This window comes from Conexibacter stalactiti (assembly GCF_033542075.1).
GTDB classification, from domain to species: domain Bacteria; phylum Actinomycetota; class Thermoleophilia; order Solirubrobacterales; family Solirubrobacteraceae; genus Conexibacter; species Conexibacter stalactiti.
In genome coordinates this window covers 1-20,902 of the sequence record NZ_JAWSTH010000084.1, presented here as the reverse complement: position 1 = coordinate 20,902, position 20,902 = coordinate 1, and the positions used below count along the sequence as shown (strand labels likewise).

General features: G+C 74.5%; 13 protein-coding genes. 8 read left to right on the top strand and 5 right to left on the bottom strand.

Annotated features, from left to right (window positions below; translation table 11 throughout):
• Positions 1–61: 61 nt before the first annotated feature.
• Positions 62–3,907 (top strand): LamG domain-containing protein, encoded by a 3,846-nt coding sequence (locus R7226_RS23650; RefSeq protein WP_318599823.1) that lies wholly within the window; start codon positions 62–64, stop codon positions 3,905–3,907.
• Positions 3,908–3,945: 38 nt separating this feature from the next.
• On the opposite strand, the gene R7226_RS23645 is transcribed toward R7226_RS23650, so the two are convergent.
• The 4 genes from R7226_RS23645 to R7226_RS23630 all read right to left on the bottom strand — a co-directional run bounded on the left by R7226_RS23645 (position 3,946) and on the right by R7226_RS23630 (position 7,813).
• Positions 3,946–4,713 carry a hypothetical protein gene (locus R7226_RS23645; protein ID WP_318599822.1) on the bottom strand — a complete coding sequence of 256 codons (768 nt, stop codon included), beginning with the start codon at positions 4,711–4,713 and terminating at the stop codon, positions 3,946–3,948.
• A 31-nt stretch (positions 4,714–4,744) separates the two neighbouring features.
• Positions 4,745–6,811, bottom strand: coding sequence for a choice-of-anchor Q domain-containing protein (locus tag R7226_RS23640; RefSeq protein WP_318599821.1), 2,067 nt, complete (start codon positions 6,809–6,811; stop codon positions 4,745–4,747).
• A 105-nt stretch (positions 6,812–6,916) separates the two neighbouring features.
• Positions 6,917–7,432 (bottom strand): autotransporter, encoded by a 516-nt coding sequence (locus R7226_RS23635; RefSeq protein WP_318599820.1) that lies wholly within the window; start codon positions 7,430–7,432, stop codon positions 6,917–6,919.
• Positions 7,433–7,450: 18 nt separating this feature from the next.
• Positions 7,451–7,813 carry a nuclear transport factor 2 family protein gene (locus R7226_RS23630; RefSeq protein ID WP_318599819.1) on the bottom strand — a complete coding sequence of 121 codons (363 nt, stop codon included), beginning with the start codon at positions 7,811–7,813 and terminating at the stop codon, positions 7,451–7,453.
• 125 nt (positions 7,814–7,938) lie between these two features.
• Here R7226_RS23630 and R7226_RS23625 point away from each other — a divergent pair, with 125 nt between their 5' ends.
• From R7226_RS23625 to R7226_RS23600, 6 genes are all read left to right on the top strand, one after another.
• Entirely contained in the window at positions 7,939–8,598 is a 660-nt protein-coding gene (locus tag R7226_RS23625) for a TetR/AcrR family transcriptional regulator (protein ID WP_318599818.1), read from the top strand.
• A 103-nt stretch (positions 8,599–8,701) separates the two neighbouring features.
• Positions 8,702–10,054, top strand: a complete 1,353-nt coding sequence (locus tag R7226_RS23620) for an amidohydrolase (RefSeq protein WP_318599817.1) — start codon at positions 8,702–8,704, stop codon at positions 10,052–10,054.
• 226 nt (positions 10,055–10,280) lie between these two features.
• Positions 10,281–11,588, top strand: a complete 1,308-nt coding sequence (locus tag R7226_RS23615; protein ID WP_318599816.1) for a PP2C family protein-serine/threonine phosphatase — start codon at positions 10,281–10,283, stop codon at positions 11,586–11,588.
• A gap of 45 nt (positions 11,589–11,633) precedes the next feature.
• Positions 11,634–12,158, top strand: coding sequence for a PadR family transcriptional regulator (locus R7226_RS23610; RefSeq protein ID WP_318599815.1), 525 nt, complete (start codon positions 11,634–11,636; stop codon positions 12,156–12,158).
• Positions 12,155–12,844: an ABC transporter ATP-binding protein gene (locus R7226_RS23605; protein ID WP_318599814.1), complete on the top strand. Its 690-nt coding sequence runs from the start codon at positions 12,155–12,157 to the stop codon at positions 12,842–12,844. Before R7226_RS23610 ends, R7226_RS23605 begins: the two co-directional genes overlap by 4 nt.
• Complete coding sequence (locus tag R7226_RS23600; protein ID WP_318599813.1) at positions 12,841–15,132, top strand: FtsX-like permease family protein; 2,292 nt, start codon at positions 12,841–12,843, stop codon at positions 15,130–15,132. The genes R7226_RS23605 and R7226_RS23600 overlap by 4 nt, the downstream gene beginning before the upstream one ends.
• Positions 15,133–15,153: 21 nt before the next feature.
• On the opposite strand, the gene rph is transcribed toward R7226_RS23600, so the two are convergent.
• On the bottom strand, positions 15,154–17,739 hold the full coding sequence (rph, locus tag R7226_RS23595) for a rifamycin-inactivating phosphotransferase (protein WP_404827896.1): 2,586 nt from the start codon (positions 17,737–17,739) through the stop codon (positions 15,154–15,156).
• A gap of 112 nt (positions 17,740–17,851) precedes the next feature.
• On the opposite strand from rph, the gene R7226_RS23590 reads away from it, so the two are divergent.
• Entirely contained in the window at positions 17,852–20,563 is a 2,712-nt protein-coding gene (locus tag R7226_RS23590) for an AAA family ATPase (RefSeq protein ID WP_318599812.1), read from the top strand.
• The last annotated feature ends 339 nt before the right edge of the window (positions 20,564–20,902 follow it).

Genomic DNA, 20,902 nt, shown 5'->3' with positions numbered 1-20,902 from the left:
CGAAAGTTCGGGGTCGCCTCCCGATGCGAAGCGCGTCAACGGTCTGGCAGCGTCACGCCACATGCCCCGACGCCGTTCCCGCCGTCTAGCGGTCCTGCTCGCGCTGTCCGTCGCCGGCATCGTCGCGCTCGTCCAGGCCGCGGCCGCGCAGGCCGCCGCGCCGCTCGCCGCGCAATGGCCGCTCGACGCCGCCGCGACCGCCGGCGGCTTCGACACCACCGACGACCTCTCCGGCAACGGGCTCGCGCTCAGAGGACCGGCCGGGACGGTCAGAGTCGGAAGCGCGCAGGGCAAGTTCGGCGGCTACCTGTCGAGCGCGAACACGACGACGCTGCAGGTGACCTCGCCGCTGCTCGCACCGGCGCAGCTCACGCTGCTGGCGTGGATAAAGCAGAACGGCGAGCCCGGCGTGCTGCGCTACATCGCCGGACGCGGCGACGACGGCCCGACCTGCCTCGGCTCGTCCTACGCGCTCTACACCGGCTACCCCGGCAGAGCCGGCCTGCGCTTCTACGTGCGCCAGCCCGGGCCGACCGCGGAGTCCGTCCTCAGCGACGCGCCGCCGTCGGCGGCTGTCTTCGACAACAGATGGCACCTCGTCGCCGGCACCTTCGACGGGACGTACATGCACTTCTACGTCGACGGCGTCGAGGTCGGCTCGCCGAAGCCGGCGACCGGGATCAGCTACGCGCCGCCGATCATCGCGTCGAACTTCTACGTCGACGGGTACTCGCCGAGCGCCGGCTGTCTCGGCGCCTCCGACTTCCCCGGCGCGATCGACGAGCTGCGCGTGTACGACCGCGCGCTCACGCCGACCGAGCTGGGGCGCCTCGCGGCCGCGCCCGGCCCGGACGCTCCAGCGCTCGTGCCGGACGGCGGCACCGGCGGGCCGCCGCCGACCTCGCCGTCGCCGCCTCCGGGTGCGCCGGGCCCGCCGTCGCCGCCACCGGACGGACCGGGCCGCGCGACCGTCATCTTCGGCAGAGCGGTCGGCAGCCAGCGGCCGGGCACGACCGTGCTCGACGCCTCCGGAACGAGCGGCGCGACGCAGCTCGACTGGGACCTCTCGGGCGACAGAAGAGCCGACGTCTCCTGCCCCGCGAGCCAACCGTTCCTCGGCGTCTCGGTGCAGCGCTCGACGACCGCGAACGTCGGCCTCAGCGCGCTCGGCGGCGCCCGCATTGCCGCGACCGGCGGCACCGGCGGGTCGTTCATCTCCTCGAGAATCTTCCTGAGAGGCATCGACCCGTCGAGCGCCCTGTTGAGAGTCGCGCCGAGAGTCGCGCCGCCTGACGTCGCCGTCTGCGCCAGAACGTTCGGCGCGCTGACGGCTGCCCCGATGAAGTTCTGCGAGCAGCAGACGGTCATCTGGGGGCTGATGTCCGCGCAGGGCTGCTTCATACGCGAGGAGGACGAGGGCGAGGTGCCGGCCGGCGAGCGGGCGCTCGTCAGATCCCACTACGAGTCCGCGAAGGTCTCGGCCGTCGTGGTGGCGATCTGCAACCAGGCGGCGAGAGGGCTGAAGCCGCAGTCGCTCTGCGACGAGGCGCGCGCGTTCTTCAGAGTGATGCCGTACGACGTCTACGTCGCGAAGGGGACGGTCGACCTCAACGGCATCAAGATCGCGCCGCGCTCCGGCTCGGCTGTGGTCGTCTTCCCGCGCCTGAACCGCCTCGTCGCCAGCAACGCGAAGGTGACGTGGGGCGGGACGACGGTCCGCACCGGCCAGCTCGACCTCAACTTCAAGAACGACGAGAGCGTCACCCGCATCCACTTCACGGGCGGGGGCAGCAAGGACTGCGCCTGCGGCCGCAGCTTCTCGATCGCGCGCTTCGACGGCCGGCGGGGGCTGCCGGACATCGGCGGCTTCAAGCTCGACGGCTCGATCGACCTCGCGCTCGAGGGGATCGACGGGCGGCGCTACTCGTCCGGCATCGTGCAGCTGCGGCTGCCGCCCGAGTTCGCGATCTTCGGCGGCAACCCGCCGAGCGCCAGCGTCCGCGTGCTCGCGCAGAACGGCACCGGCCTGCAGACCGACAACCTCGACATCTCCGTGCCGGAGGCCGCGATCGGGCCGGTCCGCCTGACCGACGTGCGCTTCCGCTACGCGGCCCGCGGTCACATCGACGGCAACACGGATCCGAACTCGACCTGCGACCGCGACGAGTGGAAGGCGCAGGCGCGGGTCTACCTCACCGGCGGCGGGGGCGATGCCGGCTTCAACTTCGCGCCGCCGCCCGCGCAGAACGGGATCGGCTTCTGCGACGGCGCCTTCCACCACTTCGGCGGCGCGCTCAGATTCGGCGGGCCGATACCGCGGCCGCAGATCTTCCCCGGCGTCTTCCTCGACGAGCTGAGCTTCGCGATGCAGCTGCGCCCGCTGCTGATCCGCGCCGGCGGCAAGCTGAGCGTCGCCGACATATCGCGCGTGACCGGCACGCTGCTGATGGTCTTCGCGACGCCGCAGCAGCCGTACACGCTGACGCCCTCCGACGCCGGCCCCGAGCTGCGGCTGCTCGCCGGGCGCCGCTTCGACTCGACGACGATCGCCGGCGGCGGCGCCGTCGACCTGAAGTTCCCCGGGATCGGTTACCTGCCGGTCGCCTCGGCCGCGGTCATGTACTCCTACCCCGACCACATATACGCGGGCGGCGAGGTGCGGATCGTCGGTCCGGGGATCGCGATATACGGGCACGCTGCGATCGAGGCGCTGCTCAACCGCGGACTGTTCACCTCCGCGATAGGCGGCAAGGCCTGCCTCGCGGGCGTCAAGAAGGGACTCTGCTTCGGTGGCGACGGCTGGGTCACCAGCAAGGGCATGGTCGCCTGCCTGAACCTCTTCGACACGCTGCACCCGGGCGCGGGGATCGTGTGGGCGACGCGACGGGTCACGATCTGGCCGTTCGACGGCTGCAAGCCGAGCCGCTATTGGGTCACGTTCGACCGGCGGGCGGTCGCGCGCGCCGCGGCGGCCGGCGACCTCTCGTTCACGGTCGAGCGAGGCGAGACGATCAAGAACGTGCGCCTGCCCGGCGACGGCGCGGCCCCGCAGGTGCGCGTCACGACGCCGAACGGCGAGACGCTCGACGTCAGCGGCGACGACTGGGCCTCCTCCGCGCACATGCGCGGCGTGCGCGACGAGAAGGAGCACGTCACGTACATAGGAGTGTCCGGGAAGACGCCCGGCAGATACACGGTCACGCCGCTCCCGGGCTCCGCTCCCGTGCGCACGCTGGAGGCGACGCGAGCGGGCTACGACACGCACTTCGCGGCGCGTGTCGCGGCCGCGCCCGGACCGGCCGAGCGCAGCGCGACGAGCGCGGCGCGCGCCGTGCGAGCGGGCAGCCGGCAGGTGCTCACCTACGACGCGCGCAAGCGCGGCGGCGGGCAGCGCGTGACGTTCGTCGAGCGCGGCGACAACCTGATGAATCCGCTCGGGACTGTCACCGGCGGCCGCGGGCGGATCGTCTACACGCCGGCGCCGGGGCGCCCGGAGCGGCGCGAGATCGTCGCGATGGCGACGGTCGACGGCACGCCGATCGCCGACCAGACGCTCGACTCCTACCAGTTCGGCGGCACGCCGCGGATCGGCGCGCCGCGGGCGGTGCGCGTGGTGCGCCGCGGCACGCGCCTGACCGTGCGCTGGACGCCGGTCCCGGGCGCGCGCGGCTATGGCGTGGTGCTGCGCTACGGCGTCGGGAGAGAGCGCCAGCTGACGGCCGTCGCCGGCAAGCGGTCGCTGACGATCGCCCGCGTCCCGCTGACCGAGGACGGCGTCGTCCGCGTCAGCGCGCGCGACGCGCTCGACCGCTGGGGCAAGCCGCGCACGTCGAACCGCTTCCGCGCGACGAAGCCGCTCCCGACGCTGCTCCAGACCGACCGCAGCAACGAGAAGCGCAAGCGCTAGCGGCGCCGACGCCGGCGCTGCACCGCACGCGTGGCGCGCTACGAGGCGAGCTTCGTCCGGTACAGCCGCACGGCGCGCGCGGTCGCTCTGGGCGAAGCGAGCGCCTCGCGCATCGCGACGCAGATCCGGTAGCGGCCGTGACCGGCGCGGGCGGCGCTTCTGAAGCGGACGCGGAAGCGGCCGGGGCCGACGGCGGCGCCGTCGCCGCCGCGCGGCGCGAGGAAGTGGAGCACCCGCCGCGGCCCGCCGCCGGCCTCGCGCGAGCAGGCGCGGTGAGCCCCGACCGCCTCGGCGAACAGCCGCGTCGGTCCGTTTGCCGTGCCGCTCACGTCGGCCAGCAGGTAGGTGCCCAACTCGTCGACGCCGGCCTGCCGGATGCGGTCGATCCGGATGCTGCCGTCGACCGGCCGCGCGTGCACCACCGCGCCGGCGGCGGCCGCGTAGGTGCCGATCACGCCCTGCTGGAGCCACGCGCAGATGCGGTAGTCGCCGGGCGTCGTGACTCTGTCGCTGACGGTGAAAATGCCGGAGGCAGCGACCGCGATCGGCATGTAGGTCAGGTTGACCTGCTCGACCTGGGTGGGGTCGTCGAAGCCGACCGGGTTGCAGTCGCCGTCGGCGGCCGGCCGCCGCTCGACGATCAGCCGCCCGTCGGCGTGCGTCGTCTCGACCGCGAGCGTGATCGTCGTCGGCTGGTCGACGACGACCTCGGCCGGCGCCTCGATCCGGACGGTGTCGGCGGCGCCGGTCGCGGCGCCCGCGAGCAGCACGACGGCGGTGACGAGGACGGTCGGGATGGCGCGCATCGGCCGACCGTACGGCCGCCCCGCGCGGCAGTCATCGGCTGACGGTCGGTTTCGGCTCTGCCGAATGGCGTCTGGCGACCGTCAGCACGGCCGTTCTCGCTCTCCCCGCGCGCCCCGCGCTCACCGCGGTGAGCGTCAGCCGGTAGCGGCCGGGCGCGAGCGCACGTCTGCCGACGCGGTCGCTGAGGCGGACGCGGTTGACGCCCTTGCGGCCGTGCAGCGCGACGGTCCCGATCGTGCGCCCGCGTCGTCTGCCGGTCGTCGCGGCGCGGTAGACGAGCGTGACCCGCGCCGCGCGGTCGAGCGTGAAGCGCAGCGTCGAGCGTTCGCCGCGGCGCACGACGGCGACGGCGGTCAGACGCGGGGCGCGCGGCTGCGACGAGCTGCCAGGGGGTGTTCCGGGCTTGCCCGTGTCGGGCCGCTCGGCACGGGGCGGGTCGGTTCTCGGCCGGCCGGGGCCAGGCCGGTCGATGATCGGGTCGTCGCCGCCGTTCGGCAGCGTCACCTGCTCGTAGGCACCGGCGTCGCAGCCGGTCGCCGGTCGCGGCAGCCCGCGCTGGTCCTGCGCGACGGGGGCGCCGTCGAGGCGGGCGCAGCTGCCGGCGCCGATCGCGGGGCTGGCGGGCGCCAGCGCGCGCGTCTCGGTCGGGCCGCCGTTGGCGGCGAGCGCGGCGAGCTGCACGTCGGCGACCGTCAGCTCGAGGCCGCAGCCGGCCGCGCCGGCCTGCTCGACGCTGCCGCCGCGGGCGTCCAGCGCGGCGGAGCAGTTGGCGCTGCCGTCGGCGCCGACGCCGCCCGCGATCAGGACGCCGCGCGCCTGGACGGAACCGGTGGTCGCGTGGAGGTTGCCGCCGCGGCCGGTCGCGGGCGCGGCCTCGCTCGTGCTGGCGGTGTTGCCGGCGACCGTGACCTGTTCGAGCGTCGCGCCGTCCCCGGCCCAGATCCCGCCACCCTCGACCACGGGAGGGGTGGCCGCGGGCTGTGAGCCGGCGCCGCCGAGCACGCGGTTGCCGGCGACGGTCGCGTCGCGCAGCGTGAACGCCTGCGCGACCCGCAGGCCGCCGCCCTCGGCGCGTCCGCCGGACGCGACGAGCACGCCGAAGCTCGATCCGCTGCGGGCGAGGTTCCCGGAGATCGTCGAGCGCTCGATCGTCAGGCTCGGGCCGTCGGAGGCGATCCCGCCGCCGCCGGCGCGGCCGCCGAACCCGGGGGTGGTCCATGGCGAGCCGCCGCCGTCCCCGGCGGTCGCGACGTTGTCACGCACGGTCGCGTCGACGAGCGACAGTCTGCCGGCGTTCTCGATCCCGCCGCCGGAGCCGATGCCGCCGACGCCGCCGCCTCCGCCGTCGACGCTGGTGCCGCTGCCCGAGGCGCCGCCGCTGCCGGCCTGCGCGACGTTGCCGCTGACGACGGTGCGCACGAGCGTCAGGCGCTCCTGGTTGTCGATCGCGCCGCCGCGGGCGCTCCCGCCGGCGCCGCCTCTGCCCGGGGCGCCGATCGGCATGCCGCCGTCGTCGCCGCCGTCACCGCCATCGCCGCCCTCGGCGCGGTTGCCGGTCACGACGACGTCGGTGAGCGTCAGGCGCCCGGAGTTGCGGACCCCGGCGCCGGAGACGGCCTCGCCAGGCGTGCCGTCGAACGCGGGCGCGCTGTCCTCCGCGGCCTCGCCGTCGGGCCCGTCGTCGCCGCGCAGGTCGCCGCCGGTGAGCGTGACGCCGGAGACCTCGACGAGGCCGGCGAGCACGTTCAGCACGCGGTCTGAGCCGGTCTGCTCGATCGTCGTGCCGCCGGCGCCGGCGCCCGCGCCCGTGACCGTGATCGGATTGGCGATCGAGGCGTTGACGGTCAGCGCGCCGCGCTGCAGCTGGTAGATGCCGGCCGGGAGCGCGATCGTACCGCCGCCCGCGCCGCTGGCGACGAGCGCCTGGCGCAGCGAGCAGGTGCCGCCGACCTCACAGGCGCCGTCGCCGATCGGGTCGGCGGTCGTCGTGACGGAGAAGGAGGGGACAGCCGCCGTGGCGGTTCCCGGTGCGCCGATCGCGAGCGCGGCGAGCGCCCCGATCGTCGTCGCTGCGGCGTGCAGACGCCCTCGTCCCATCACGTTCATTCGCGTTCCCTTCTCGACAGTCGACCGGTCAGATCATCGGCTGCCGATGCGGTCGCTTGAAGCGACCGCGCACGGGAGGACGGATCGCTGAGCGGATCACCAGCCGAAGCTCGCGCCCGGGAAGCTCACGCTCAGGCTTGCTCTCGAGTCGGGCGCGCAGGGGGAGACCAGCGTTCTGCCCAACGTCACCGTGCCGGTCGCCGACACCGTGCCGGCGCCTCTGGCGATCGTCCCGCTCACCGGTCCGCTGTACCGGCACTGCCCGCCGAGGACGTTCGTGATCACGATCGAGATCGTGCCCGTGACCGCGCCGTGGCGGATGCGGAAGCGGATCTTCCTGTCGTATCTCGCGGCGGTTATGACGCCGGCGCAGGCGGCGTCGAAGCCGCGGATCTTCACGGTCGCGCCGCGCCGCGTCCCACGTGCGTCGGCGACGAGGTTCGAGAGGGTGCAGGTGGAGGAACCGACGGCGGAGTCCCCCGTGAAGCTGCCGCTGCCCGCCGACGTTCTGTACGGATCCGGCGTGACCGAGGCGGATGCGACGGTCGCTGTCAGGGTCAGAGCCGCGATCGCCGTCACAGCCGCGAGAGCGCCATGTCTGAGGGTCGTCATGAGGTCACCTTTCGGGGGTCAGGCGGCGGCGCCGAGCGCGGCGAGGACCGTTGCGTCGAGGTAGGTGTCCTTGCGCGTCACGAGCCCGTCGGCGACGACGAAGAGGTCGATCGCGTCGATGCTCACGCCACTGACGCGCATCACGTACTCGAAGACGATGAAGTCGTCGCCGAGGCGGACGTCGCGGCGCTCGAAGCGCAGGTCCGGGTACTGCTCCATCACCGTCGCGAACGTCGCGCGCACGGCCTCCCGGCCCGTCGCCGGCTCACTCGCGGCGTGCAGGTGGAAGACGCCTTCCTCGCTGTGCATCGACACGATCGCATCGAGGTCGCGACGCGCCCAGGCGTCGTCGTAGCGCTCGAACAGCTCCCTGAGGGACATCGGCATGCTCCTTCTCGGATGCGCGGAGGTCGTGGGGCGGTCCAGCGCGCCCGCTCCGCTTGACAGTGTCAAGCTAGCCGGACCGATGTGACAGTGTCAAGCGGTGGCCGGTAGGATCGCGGCTGATGCCGGCGCCGACCACACCCACGCCGCCGCTGCGCGACGCGCTCCTGCTCGCCGCCGAGGAGGAGGTCGACGAGCACGGCGTCGGCGCCGTCAGCCTGCGCGCGATCGCCCGGCGCGTCGGTGTCTCGCACCAGGCGCCGGGTCACCACTTCGGCGACCGCAACGGGCTCTTCACCGCCCTGGCCGCGAAGGGCTTCCGCACGCTCGAGAGAAGGATGCTCGCGGCCCGCCGGCGGATCCCCGGCGATGCGACGCCGGCCGAGCGCGTCGCCACGCTCGGCGTCGGCTACATGGTCTTCGCCAAGCAGCATCCCGCGCTGTTCGCGGTGATGTTCCGGCCCGAGCTGCTCGACGGGGACGACCCGGATCTCGCCGCTGCGCGCGCGAGCGCGTTCGGCGTGCTGCTCGACGAGATCGTCGCCGCGCGCGCGACCGGCTGGGGCCGGCATCACTCCGAGACCGCGCTCGCGCTGACCTGCTGGTCGACCGTCCACGGGGCCGTGACGCTGTGGCGCGAGGGCACCCTCGACACGTTCTTCCCCGGCATCGGCGGCGCCCAGGCCGTCGCCCGGATGGTGACCGAGACGCTCAACACCGGCCTCGCGGCCGAGGCCGGCGAACCCCCGCCCGCCCCGCGCCCCTCACGCAGAAGAGGCTGACGCCCACGCGTCGCGCGCCGCTGGTCGCCACGAAGCCCTCGCGCGTTTGCGATAGACCGAATTTGGGCAGTTCTCAGGCTCGTTCGCTGCGAGGAGGGGTTCGATGGCGTGCTTCACGTTGGGCGGCAAGGAGCGGCTGGGGCGGCACGAGCCGACCGGTGAGACCGTCCCGCCGCACGACCTCCATGCCCGCTTCGACGGTGCGGCGGCGCAGGTCGCCGATCAGGTCATCGCCTGGCGCCACCACCTGCACAGCCATCCCGAGCTGTCCAACCGCGAGCGCGAGACGGGACGGCTGATCGCCGAGCACCTGAGATCGCTGGGGCTCGACGAGGTGCGCACCGGCATCGCCGGCCACGGGGTCGTCGGCGTCCTGCGCGGCAGACTCGACGGCGACCGCGTCGTCGCGCTGCGGGCCGACATCGACGCGCTGCCGCTGAGAGAGGAGTCGGGCGAGGAGTTCGCCTCCACCGTCGTCGATCAGGACTACCCCGGCGGGCCGTATCCGGTCGCGCACGCCTGCGGCCACGACTGCCACACCGCGATGCTGATGGGCGCCGCCAGCGTCCTTGCGGGCGCGCGCGACGAGCTGCCGGGGACCGTGCTGTTCCTCTTCCAGCCCGCCGAGGAGGGTCCGCCGATCGACGAGGAGGGCGGCGCCCGCGAGATGGACGCCGAGGGCGCGCTCGCCGATCCCGAGCCGACGATGGTCTTCGGCATGCACGTCACGCCCTATCCGAAGAACGTCGTCGCCTACCTCGCCGGCAACCAGTACGGCGCATCGGTGCTGATCCGCATCACCGTGCACGGCAAGGGCGTCCACGGCTCGACCCCGTGGGCCGGCGTCGACCCGCTGCCGCCGGCGGCCGACATCATCGCCGCGATGGGCCAGGTCTACCGCCAGCTGCCCGGCTACGACCCGCTCGCGATCACGATCGGCCATGTCGAGGACGTCGGTCGCTTCAACGTCGTCGGCGAGTCGGTGAGACTGCTCGGCACGATCCGCTCCACGATCGAGGCCGACATGGACGTCGCCCGCGAGCACGTCAGACGGACCGCCGAGCACGTCGCCCAGGCCTATGGGGCGACGGCGACGGTCGAGTTCCTCCAGCCCGTCCCCGCCGTCCACAACACGCAGCCCTGGATCGACGCGGTCCTGCCGACGATGGAGCGCGTCGTCGGCCACGACCACCTCGTCAGAGCGCCGCCCGGGCTCGGCTACGACGACGTCTCGGTCTTCGTCAACAGATACGGCGGCGCCTATCTCCAGCTCGGCGCGCAGGACACCGAGCTGCGCCCCGACGGCACGATGGCCCCGATCCCCGGCGGTCGCGGCATAGCCATGAACCACAACCCGCACTTCTACGCCGACGACTCCGTACTGGAGACAGGCGTGCGCATGCACGTCAACGTCGCGCTCGACCACCTCACCGGCGCGCTCTCCGCGTCCGGCTGAGCCCCGGCTCGCGCGGGGCTCCCAGCGCGCTCGCCGCAGGTGTGCGCACAGAGAAGGCGGGTATCGCTGAGGGCGCGGCGACCTTCGGTCGGCGCTGAGCGTGCCTCGGCGCCGCGGCGGTCGCCGTTGCTCGCGCCGCGTTCTGGGCATGTTCCGAAGAATGGTGGGCACGATGCCTGCACCGTGGTAGAAGCTCCGAGCACGATGTCGATCTGCGGCTTCAACGATGAGCAGGACCTCTGAGCGCGGCGCGCACACCGCGAAGCTCGGGCGAGCCCTGCTGATGGACACCGCCTCCGAGCCGTTCTTCGACCGGCTGCTGCGATTCGCCGGCGAGCAGCTCCACGTGCCGATCGCGGTCCTGTCGATTGTCAGCGACGACGGCGACTACCTCAAGAGCAGCATCGGGCTGCCCGAGCCGATCGCGCTGCAGCAGGGGATGCCGAGCCCGCTCGCGCATGCCGTCGTCGACTTCGGCGCCGGCGACGCGGCGGTCGTCGCCGACGCGCGCGAGCCGCTGATCCCCGGCGCGCAGATCGGCGCCTTCGTCGCGCTGCGGCTGCGCGGCCAGCACGACGAGCCGATCGCGACCTTCTACGTCGCCGATCGCGACCGCCGCGAGTGGAGCGCCGAGGAGCTGCGGCAGGCGCGCGCGTTCGCCGAGCTGCTGGAGGAGGCGGTCCGCGCGCGGCGCTCGACGCTGGCGCTCGGCGCCGACCAGGTCCGCCAGCGTGACGCCGTCGCCCGCCGCCACAGAGCCGAGACCGACGCACATCGCGAGCAGGCGCAGGAGTCCGCCGCCGTCGAGCAGCTCAGCGCGCGGTTGCAGCGCGCGCTGCTGCCGGCCCGCCTCGACGCGGACCTCGACGGGCGCGTCGTGCTCCTCTACGAGCCCGGCAGCGAGCGGCTCCTGCTCGGCGGCGACTTCCTCGACGTCCGCCGTCTTGCCGGCGAGCGCATCGCGTTCGTGCTCGGCGACGTCTGCGGCCACGGACCGGAGGCGGCCGCGCTCGCGGTCGCGCTGCGCGCGAGCTGGAACGCGCTCCAGGACGATGACCATCCGCTCGAGACGATCGCCGACCGCCTCGGCCACACCGTCACCCGCGAGCAGCCCGAGCAGCTGCTGTTCGCGACCGCGCTGCTGGGCGTCCTCGACGAGCGGACCCGCGTGGCGACCCTGCTCAGCGCCGGCCACCCGCGGCCGATCGCGATCGGCGACCGAGCCGAGCCGATCGAGCTGCCGCGCGGCCTGCCGCTCGGCCTCGCCGGCGACGACCCCGCGCCGTGGACGGCCGCCACCGTGCAGCTCGGGCAGTGCAGCCTGCTCACGTACACCGACGGCCTCACCGAGGGCCGCATCGCCGCCGGCGCGTCGGCCCGGCTCGGCGAGGGCGGGCTCGTGGCCGCGATCGAGCAGGCGCTGCACGCCGAGGCGCCGCCGCGCGCGCTGGGACGGCGGCTGTTCGAGCACGCCACGCGCGCGCACGGCAGCCCGCTGCCCGACGACGTCGCGCTGCTCCAGCTGTTCGCGTAGCGATCTATACACACAGCGTATACCCGGCGTGTATAGTGCTCGCCCATGTCGATCGCAAAGACCTTTCTCGGGCTCCTCGAAAGCGGACCGCGCCATGGCTACGACCTCAAGCGCACCTATGACGAGCGCTTCGGGCAGGACCGTCCGCTCGCCTACGGCCAGGTCTACGCGACGCTGTCGCGGCTGCTCAGACACGGCTTCGTCGAAGTCGACGGGATCGAGCCCGGCGGCGGCCCGGAGCGCAAGCGCTACGCGATCACGGAGGCCGGGGTCGCCGACGTCGACCTGTGGCTGGCGCAGCCGGAGAGACCGGAGCCGTACCTCCAGAGCACGCTCTACGCGAAGGTCGTGCTGGCCCTGCTGACCGAGCGGCCGGCGAGCGAGGTGCTGGACGTCCAGCGCGCCGCCCACCTCGACCTGATGCGGCAGCTGACGCGGCGCAAGGCGTCCGGCGACCTCGCCGATCAGCTCGTCTGCGACCACGCGCTCTTCCATCTCGAGGCCGACCTCCGCTGGCTGGAGCTGACCGCAGCGCGCCTGGACCAGCTGCGTGGCGAGGTGGTCGCGTGAGCGCGACCGAGCCGCTGCTCGCCGCGCACGACCTGCGCAAGGCGTTCGGCCCGACGCCGGCGCTCGACGGCGCCTCGATCGAGATCGCGGCCGGCGAGGTCGTCGCCGTGATGGGACCGTCGGGCTCCGGCAAGTCGACGTTGCTGCACTGCCTCGCCGGCGTCGCGCGGCCGGACACCGGCAGCGTCCGCTATCGCGGTCGCGAGCTGAGCGGCTGCGGCGATGCTGAGCTGAGCGCCCTGCGGCGCGGCGAGTTCGGCTTCGTCTTCCAGTTCGGGCAGCTCGTGCCGGAGCTGAGCTGCGTCGAGAACGTCGCGCTGCCGCTGCGCCTCGAAGGCGTCGGACGGCGCGAGGCCGAGCGGCGGGCGCGCACGTGGCTGGAGCGGCTGGAGGTCGCCGAGCTGGCGGGCAAGACGCCCGGCCAGGTCTCCGGTGGCGAGGGCCAGCGGGTCGCGGTCGCCCGCGCGCTCGCGATCGAGCCGCGCGTCGTCTTCGCCGACGAGCCGACCGGCGCGCTCGACTCGCTCAACGGCGAGCAGGTGATGCGGCTGCTGCGCGAGGCGGCGCAGGAGAGCGGGGCGGCGGTCGTGCTCGTGACGCACGAGCCGCGCGTCGCGGCCTGGTCCGATCGCGAGGTCGTCGTGCGCGACGGCCGCACCGCCGCGACCGAGCCGGTCCTGCCGTGAGCGCCTGGCTGCGTGACCTGGCGCTCGGCGCGCGGCTGGCCCGCAGCGGCGGCCGCGGCGCGCGCTCGCGCGTGGTGCTGACCGCGATCGGCGTCGCGCTCGGCGTGGCGCTGCTGCTCGTCGCCGCCTCGCTGCCGCACATGCTCGCCGCGCGCGATGCGCGGACCGATGCCCGCTCCGACCTCCAGCTGTCCGGCCCGCCGCCCGTGGCGGGGGTCGGCACGCTGCTGGTCGCCGACGTGAACGACCGCTTCCGCGCCGACGACGTGCGCGGCCGTCTGCTGAGAGCCGAGGGCCCGGTGGCGCCGATCCCGCCGGGCCTCGAGCGGCTGCCCGCGGCGGGCGAGCTGTTCGTCTCGCCGGCGCTCGCCGAGCTGCTGCGCTCCGAGGAGGGCGCGCTGCTGCGCGAGCGGCTGCCGCAGCCGATCGCGGGGACGATCGGCGACGCCGGCCTCGCCGGGCCGGCGGAGCTGGCCTGGTACCGCGGCAGCGACGATCTGCGGCTGCGCGCCGACGACGGGACGGTCCGCCGCATCGACCGCTTCGGCGAGCCCGGCGGCAGCACCGCTCCCGACCCTGTGATGCAGCTGCTCGCGGTCGTCGTGCTGACGGCGCTGCTGCTGCCGGTCGCGGTCTTCGTGGCGACCGCCGCGCGCTTCGGCGGCGAGGCGCGCGACCGGCGCCTGGCGGCGCTGCGACTGCTCGGCGCCGACATGGCGATGGCGCGCCGGATCGCGGCTGGCGAGGCGCTCGTCTCGGCGCTGCTCGGCCTGCTGCTCGGCGCGCTGCTGTTCCTCGGCGTGCGGCGGCTGGCGGGCGAGGTGACGCTGTTCGGCCTGAGCGTCTACCCCGGCGACGTGACGCCGAGCGCCGGCCTCGCGCTCGCTGTCGCCCTCGGCGTCCCGACGGCCGCCGTGCTGCTCACGCTCGCCGCGCTGCGCGGCGTCGTCGTCGACCCGCTCGGTGCCGTCAGACGGGCGCGACCGCGCCGTCGGCGCGTCTGGTGGCGACTGGCGCTGCCGCTGCTCGGCGTGCTGCTGCTGCTCCCGCTGATCGGCGGCGACACGCGGTCGGCGGCCGAGCACGAGCTGCAGCTTGCCGCCGGCGTCGTGCTCGTGCTCGTCGGCGTCGCCGCGCTGCTGCCGTGGCTCGTCGAGGCGGCCGTGCACCGGCTGCCGGGCGGCGGCGTCGCGTGGCAGCTCGCGACCCGCCGGCTGCAGCTCGACAGCGGCGCCTCGGCGCGCGTCGTCAGCGGGATCGCGGTCGCGGTCGCCGGCGCCGTCGCGCTGCAGACGACCTTCTCCGGCGTCGAGAACGGCTACGTCAGCGGCAGCGGCGACGGCCGTACCGCCGACGTCTGGGCGCATGACGACGGCCGCCCCGGCGCGGGAGCGCAACGGCTCGCCGCCGCGCTGCAGGGCAGCGATGGCGTGCGGGGTGCGGTCGTCGCCGGCGAGCAGATCGAGGCGGGCCACGGTGACACGACCGAGTACGTCCGCGTCGCCGACTGCGCGACGCTGCGCCGCGTCGCGCCGATCGACCGCTGCGCCGACGGCGACGTCTTCGTGGTCGGCGAGGTCACGTCGCTGCGGCCGGGCGCGCGACTGCGGCTGGACGGCGGCACGAGCTGGACGATCCCGCGCGACGCGCGCGTGCTGCAGCGCTGGCGCGGGTCACCGGACCCCGACGACGGGGCGTCGTACTCGATCCCCGATCCGGTGCTGGCGACGCCGGGCGCGCTCGCCGGCCTCCCGCTGCGGCCGCGCACGACGCTCGCGACCGTGACGCTCGCCGACGACGGTCGCGATGCGATCGAGCACGTCCGCAACACGGTCGCGCGGCTCGACGAGACCGCCACCGTCGCGATGCTCGGCGGCCGCAGCTATGACCGCGAGTACGCGAACCTGCGGCGGGCGCTGTTCGCCGGCGCGGTCGCGGTGCTGACGCTGATCGGCGCCAGCATGCTCGTCGGCGCGCTCGAGCAGCTGCGCGAACGCCGCCGGCCGCTGGCCGTCCTCGCCGCCTTCGGCACACCCCGCGGTGCGCTCGCCCGTGCGCTGCTGTGGCAGACGGCGATCCCCGTCGCGCTCGGGCTCGCGCTCGCGGTCGCCGCCGGCGCCGGGCTCGGAGCGGCGCTGCTGCGGATGGTCGGCGAGCCGGTCGGCTTCGACCTCGCGAGCATCGCCGGCCTGGCGGCGACCGGCGCCGCGGTCGTGCTGCTGGTGACGCTCGCGACGCTGCCGGCGCTGCGGCGGACGGTGCGCCCGGAGGGCCTGCGCGCGGAGTGACGCGCGGGCCGCGCCGGGCGGCTAGCTCAGGAGCTCGACGTACCCGTCCGTTCCGTGCACGCGGATCCGCTGCCCGTCGCGGATCAGCCGGGTGGCGCGCTCGACCCCCACGACGGCCGGCAGGCCGTACTCGCGCGCGATCACGGCGCCGTGGGTCATCAGGCCGCCGGCCTCCGTCACCAGGCCCGTGATCGCGACGAACAGCGGGGACCAGCTGGGGTCCGTGTGGGCGGTGACGAGGATGTCTCCCGGTTCCAGCTCGGCCTGCGCGATGTCGAGGATGACGCGGGCCCGGCCCTCGATCGTCCCGCTGGAGACCGGCAGGCCGATCAGGGCGCCGGCCGGCGCGTCGTCGCGCCGGTAGGTCCCGGCGACGACCTCGCCATCCGACGTGATCACCCGCGGCGGCGTGAGCGCCTGATACGACCGGAACGCCGCCTTGCGCTGGTCGATCAGCTGATCGTCCACCTCGTGCGCGCGGATGACGTCGTGCAGCTCCTGGAGCGTGAGGAAGAAGAGGTCCTCCCTCGCGCGCAGCACCTCGGACCGCACGAGCCGGTCGGCCTCCGCCATCAGCGCCCGCTTGTACGCGAGGAAGCGGGTGACGATGAAGTACTTCGGATACTCCCGGTACCCCATGAAGGTCCGCACGCGGTCGATCATCCGCTCGGTCTCCGCGGCCTTCTGCTCTCCGTCCGGCAGCGCTCGCAAGCGCTCGAGGATCTCGTCAGCCTTCGTCAGCGCCTCCTGCCGCCCCTGCTCGAAGCGCCGCTCGCCGTCACCCGGCGCGAAGTTCCTGACGTTGCCGAGGATCACCGGCACGAGCGCGGTCGGGTGCTCGCTCCAACGCGGCCGCGTGATGTCGATCTCGCCGACGCAGCGCATGCCGTACCTGTCGAGGAAGGCGTCGATCGCCGCCCGCGCCTCCGTCCCGCCCGCAAGCGCGGGCAGCTCGTCGAGGAAGCCGTCGTCATCGACCTTCTGCAGGAATGCCACGACCTCCGGATGCGGGCGGATCGCGTCCGCGACGTCCAAGAGCGCCAGCCCCATCTCCGCGGTGACGTTGTGGGGGACGGACTGCGTGAGCGTGTCGGCCGCGTTCTTCTCGCCCAGCCACTCCCGCAGCTTCTCGTTGAGCCAGCCCGAGGCGTCCATCGCCCCCGTGTACACCTGCGCGCTGCGCGGATCGAAGAGGATCCGCTTCAGCTCCTGGACGTCCGCCACGATGAAGTCGAGCAGCGTCGTTCCCGACAGCGCCCGGATGTCGCGTTCCAAGGCGGCGTTCGACGCGCGGCTGCGCTCGATCAGCTCGGTGACGATCGCCGGATCGGTCTCGATCGGCGCCGGCGCCGCGCGCGGCGGCGCGGCGGCGGGACCCTCGTCCGGGGGCGACGGGATGAAGTCGTCACGGTCGATGAGCGTCTGCAGCGCGTCCCCGATCAGCGGATCGGAGGTGCCCAGGGCCCCGAGGTAGGCGTCGCGGGTCGCCGGCGACGCGAGGCCCTGGATGACGTCGACGAACAGCCGGCCGCCGGCTTCGTGCATCCGCGGCGCGGCCGTCAACTGCCACAGCGAGAGCCCCAGCGGCTTCATCGCGTCGGTCATCATCTGCTGGTGGCCGACGGAGACGTAGACGTGGTTCTCGCCGTCGCCGGCGTCGGGGACCGGGAACAGCGTCGTGATCGGCCGGCTCTGGACGATCTGGAAGCGGTCGCCGGCCAGGCACCATTCGATGTCCTGGGGGCGGCCGAAGTGCGCTTCGATCCGCCGGCCGAGCCGCGCGAGCCGCACGACCTGCGCATCGGTCAGCGCCGGCTGCTCCTGCTGTGCCGGGCCGATCGCCTGCTCCTCGGTCCCGCCCGCCGGCAGGGCGCGGATGGCGAGCTGCTTGCTGCCGACCGTCTTGGCGACGACCTCCCCGTCCCGCACCGTGTACGAGTCGGCGTTGACGAGGCCTGAGACGAGCGCCTCGCCGAGCCCGAAGCTGGCCTCGACGGTGCAGACCGTGCGGTCGGACGTGACGGGATCAGCGGTGAAGAGGATCCCGGATGCGTCCGGGACGACCAGCTGCTGCACGACGACGGCCATCTGGACCTTGCCGTGGTCGAAGCCGTTGCGCAGGCGGTAGGTCACGGCCCGCTCGGTGAACAGCGATGCCCAGCAGCGGCTGATGCGCGTGAGGATCGCCGCCGACCCGACGACGTTCAGGTACGTGTCCTGCTGACCGGCGAACGAGGCCGTCGGCAGGTCCTCCGCCGTCGCGCTCGAGCGGACGGCGCAGGCGGTCTGCTCGCCGAGCCGCGCGAGCGCAGCCGTGACCGCTGCCGCCACGTCCTCGGGGATCGCGACCCCTTCGAGGATCTGGCGGATCTCTCCGCTGAGCGTGCCGATCGCCTCCCGGTCGTCCGGGTCCAGGCGCGACAGCCGCTCGAGCCGGTCGTCGATCGACGGGGCGCTCGCCAGCATGCGCCGAAACGCGTCCGTCGTCACGCAGAAGCCGGGCGGCACCTGGACGCCTTCGATCCGCGAGAGCTCCCCCAGGTGGGCGCCCTTGCCGCCGACGACCGCCACCTGCGTCTCGTCGATCTCGTGAACGTCCAACACCATCGCCGCGTGCTCCTGCGTGCCCATCACCTTGCTCCTTCGTCGCTTGCGGCGAGCGAGTATGAGGGACACAGGGGGGCTTGAAACAAGCCCCCCTGGCAGCGATACTTTGGATGTGGCGGGGGCGTCGTTCGTCGGGCGTGAGGACGCGCTCGCCCGGCTGCGAGAGGCATTTGCGCGCACGAGCGCGGTCGCGCGGCCATGGTGCTTCGTCGTCGAGGGCGAGGCGGGAATCGGCAAGACGGCGCTGCTGCGCCGGTTCGTCGCCGAGCTGCCGACGGCCGCGACGGTGCTCGTCACGGCGGAAGAGGCCGAAGCGCACGTCGACCACGCCGTCGTCGACGCATTGCTGCGGCGGTTGCGCGTCGCGAGCCCCGGGGTGATGCCGCGCGCCGGCGCGGCACCCGACCTCGCCACGGTCGGCATGCGGCTGCTCGAACAGCTCACCGACGTGCCCAACGGCGAGCGTCCCGCCGTCGTGGTGATCGACGACGCGCACTGGGCCGACCCGGCGTCGCTGCGCGCGCTGCTGTTCGCGCTGCGGCGGATCGAGGAGCGGCGCCCGCTGGTCGTGCTCGGCGTCCGCGCCGGCATGCTCGACCGGCTCCCGCCCGGCTTCTCCGCGCCCGACGCCGTCGAGCGGCTGCGGCTGGGCGGTCTGACGGCCGCCGAGGTCGGCGCGCTCGCCGCCGCGAGCGGCACGGCGCTGACGCTCGACGCCGCTCGCGCGCTGCGCGAGCACGCTGGTGGCAATCCGCTTTACGTCGGCGCGCTGCTGGAGGAGGTGCCCGTCGCGGCGTGGGCCGGGGGAGAGCCGCTGCCGCCCGCGCCAGAGCTGTTCGCGCGGCTGGTACGGCGACGTCTCGACGGCGCCGCACCAGCGACGTACGCGCTCGTCGAGGCCGCCGCGGTGCTGGGAGCGCGCGCCGAGCCGCGCAGCGCCGCGGCGCTCGCCGGTCTCGCCGATCCGCTCGACGCGCTGGAGGAGGGCGAACGGCTGGGCCTGCTGATCGCGGACCCCGGTGGCGCGACCGTCAGCTTCGACCACCCGCTCACGCGCGCCGCCGTCTACCACGGCATGGGCGCCGCGCGGCGGGCGCGCCTGCACGCGCGCGCGGCCGACGTCGCCGACCAGCCGGGAACCGCGCTGCGCCATCGCGCGGCCGCTGCGGCGGCGCTCGGAACCGATCCCGCGCTCGCCGACGAGCTGGAGGCGTTCGCCGGCGGAGAGATCGGCCGCGGCGCGTGGGACTCGGCCGCCGACCTCTTCGCCGCCGCGGCACGGCTGAGCCGCGAAGGCGAACGCGACCGGCGCGAGCTGGAGGTCGCCGACGCGCTGCTGGGAGCGGGCCGTGTCGACGCCGCCCGCGCGCGTCTCGAGCAATGCGACACGACCTCCGAGAGCGCGCTGCGGCTGTGCGTGCTCGCCCACGTCGCGTTGCAGGAAGGCCGCGGCGAGGAGGCCGAGCGGCTGCTGGCGCGGGCATGGGAGAGCGGCGAGGGCACGCGTCTCGTGCGCCGACGGGTCGCGGAGCGGCGCGCGGCCGTCGCGCTGGCGCGGCTGCGTCCGGACGACGCGATCGCGTGGACGCGGCGCAGCGCCGAGCTGGGCGACCGCGACGGCGTCGACCCGCTGCTGCGACGGTGGCCGGAGCCGCTGGCGTGCGCCGTCGACGGGCGGACGGCCGACGGCCGCGCGCTCGCCGAGCGGATCGTCCGCGACGGCGGTGAGCAGGCCGCGAGCAACCTCGGCTACCGCTGGATCCGCGGGTCGCTGCGGCTGCTCGACGACGATCTTCCCGGCGCGCTGGAGGAGCTGCGGATGGTCCTCACCACGGCCGCCGGCCTCGGGGCGGAGCGGGTCACGGTCGTCGCGCTCGCTGCGCTGGCGCGCGCTGAGCTGGCGAGCGGGCGCTGGGACGACGCCGCGGTCCATGCCGAGCGGGCGCTCGCGCTCGCGGAGGCCGGTGGTCACGAGCAGGCGATCTTCGACGCGCGGCACGCCGTCGTCGCGGTCGCCGTCGCGCGCGGCGAGCTGGAGCTGGCCGCGCGGCAGATCGCGCAGCTCGGCCGCCGCACGTCGCTGGAGGGACACGCCGTGCGGGTCGCCTCCGCACAGGCCGGGCTGGCGGCGGCCGACGGGCGCCCGCGCGACGTCGTCGCGACGGTCGAACGGCTGCGCGCGGACGGGCTGCTGGAGCAGGCGGCGCGGATGCCCGAGCTGCGGCTCCCGGCGCTCGCCGCCGAGGCGTTCGTGCGGCTCGGGCGCCATGAGGAGGCGGAGTCGATCTTGGCGCCGCACGAGGCGCGCGCCGCGGAGCTGGGCCAGCGCTCGTGCGCCGTCGCGCTGGCGCGCGCCCGCGCTCGGCTGGAGACGGCACGCGGCCGCCACGACGATGCCGAGCGCGCGGTGCAGAAGGCGCTCGACGGCGCCGCGAAGCTGGAGCAGCCGTACGAGCTGGCGCTCGCGCGCCTCTCGTACGGCGAGCTGCTGCGCCGCCGCGGCGAGCGAAGACGCGCGCTCGCGGTGCTCGCGCAGGCGCGGGCCACCTTCGTCACGCTCGGGGCGCGACCGGCGCTGGAACGGTGCGAGCGCGAGCTGGAGGGCGGCGGTGCGGGGGTCGCGCCCGCCGCGGGCGGCCGTGCCGCGCTCACCGGTCGCGAGCGCGCGGTCGCCCAGCTCGCCGCGCGGGGGCTCACGAACCGCGAGATCGCCGCCGAGCTGATGGTGAGCGTCAAGACGGTCGAGGTCCACCTGACACGGATCTTCGCCAAGCTCGCGATCTCGTCTCGCCAGCAGGTCGCGGCACGCCTGCGCGACGCCTGACGCGCGCCGCGCCGACCCCGGCACGAGACGACGAGCACCCCTACAAGGGGCCCGCGAACCCCCAATTGCGCGGGCGGCGCGGACGACGTAGAAGATGTTCGTCCGCGATTGAACGTGTTCGATTGCGGGCGTTCTGCACGACGTCGTCGCGGCCCCCGCCGCGACGGCTCCGATGTGAGGAGGAGAAGGATGCGGGACGAGATCCCGACGCGGCCGAGCGGCCGCGCGCACGCCCCTGAGCGCGTGTCGTCGTGGCGTGGCCGGCGCCGTCGCGGCGCCGCCGGCGCCGTCATCGCGCTCGCGGCGCTCGGCGGGCTGGCCGCGGCGGCTGGACCGGCT

Bases quoted from the DNA above. Each gene is read 5' to 3' on its own strand.
- R7226_RS23640 (WP_318599821.1), bottom strand. From the start codon at position 6,811: ATGGGACGAGGGCGTCTGCACGCCGCAGCGACGACGATCGGGGCGCTC.
- R7226_RS23630 (WP_318599819.1), bottom strand. From the start codon at position 7,813: ATGTCCCTCAGGGAGCTGTTCGAGCGCTACGACGACGCCTGGGCGCGT.
- R7226_RS23650 (WP_318599823.1), top strand. From the start codon at position 62: ATGCCCCGACGCCGTTCCCGCCGTCTAGCGGTCCTGCTCGCGCTGTCC.
- R7226_RS23620 (WP_318599817.1), top strand. From the start codon at position 8,702: ATGGCGTGCTTCACGTTGGGCGGCAAGGAGCGGCTGGGGCGGCACGAG.
- R7226_RS23645 (WP_318599822.1), bottom strand. From the start codon at position 4,713: ATGCGCGCCATCCCGACCGTCCTCGTCACCGCCGTCGTGCTGCTCGCG.
- R7226_RS23635 (WP_318599820.1), bottom strand. From the start codon at position 7,432: ATGACGACCCTCAGACATGGCGCTCTCGCGGCTGTGACGGCGATCGCG.
- R7226_RS23615 (WP_318599816.1), top strand. From the start codon at position 10,281: ATGAGCAGGACCTCTGAGCGCGGCGCGCACACCGCGAAGCTCGGGCGA.
- R7226_RS23625 (WP_318599818.1), top strand. From the start codon at position 7,939: ATGCCGGCGCCGACCACACCCACGCCGCCGCTGCGCGACGCGCTCCTG.
- rph (WP_404827896.1), bottom strand. From the start codon at position 17,739: ATGGTGTTGGACGTTCACGAGATCGACGAGACGCAGGTGGCGGTCGTC.
- R7226_RS23610 (WP_318599815.1), top strand. From the start codon at position 11,634: ATGTCGATCGCAAAGACCTTTCTCGGGCTCCTCGAAAGCGGACCGCGC.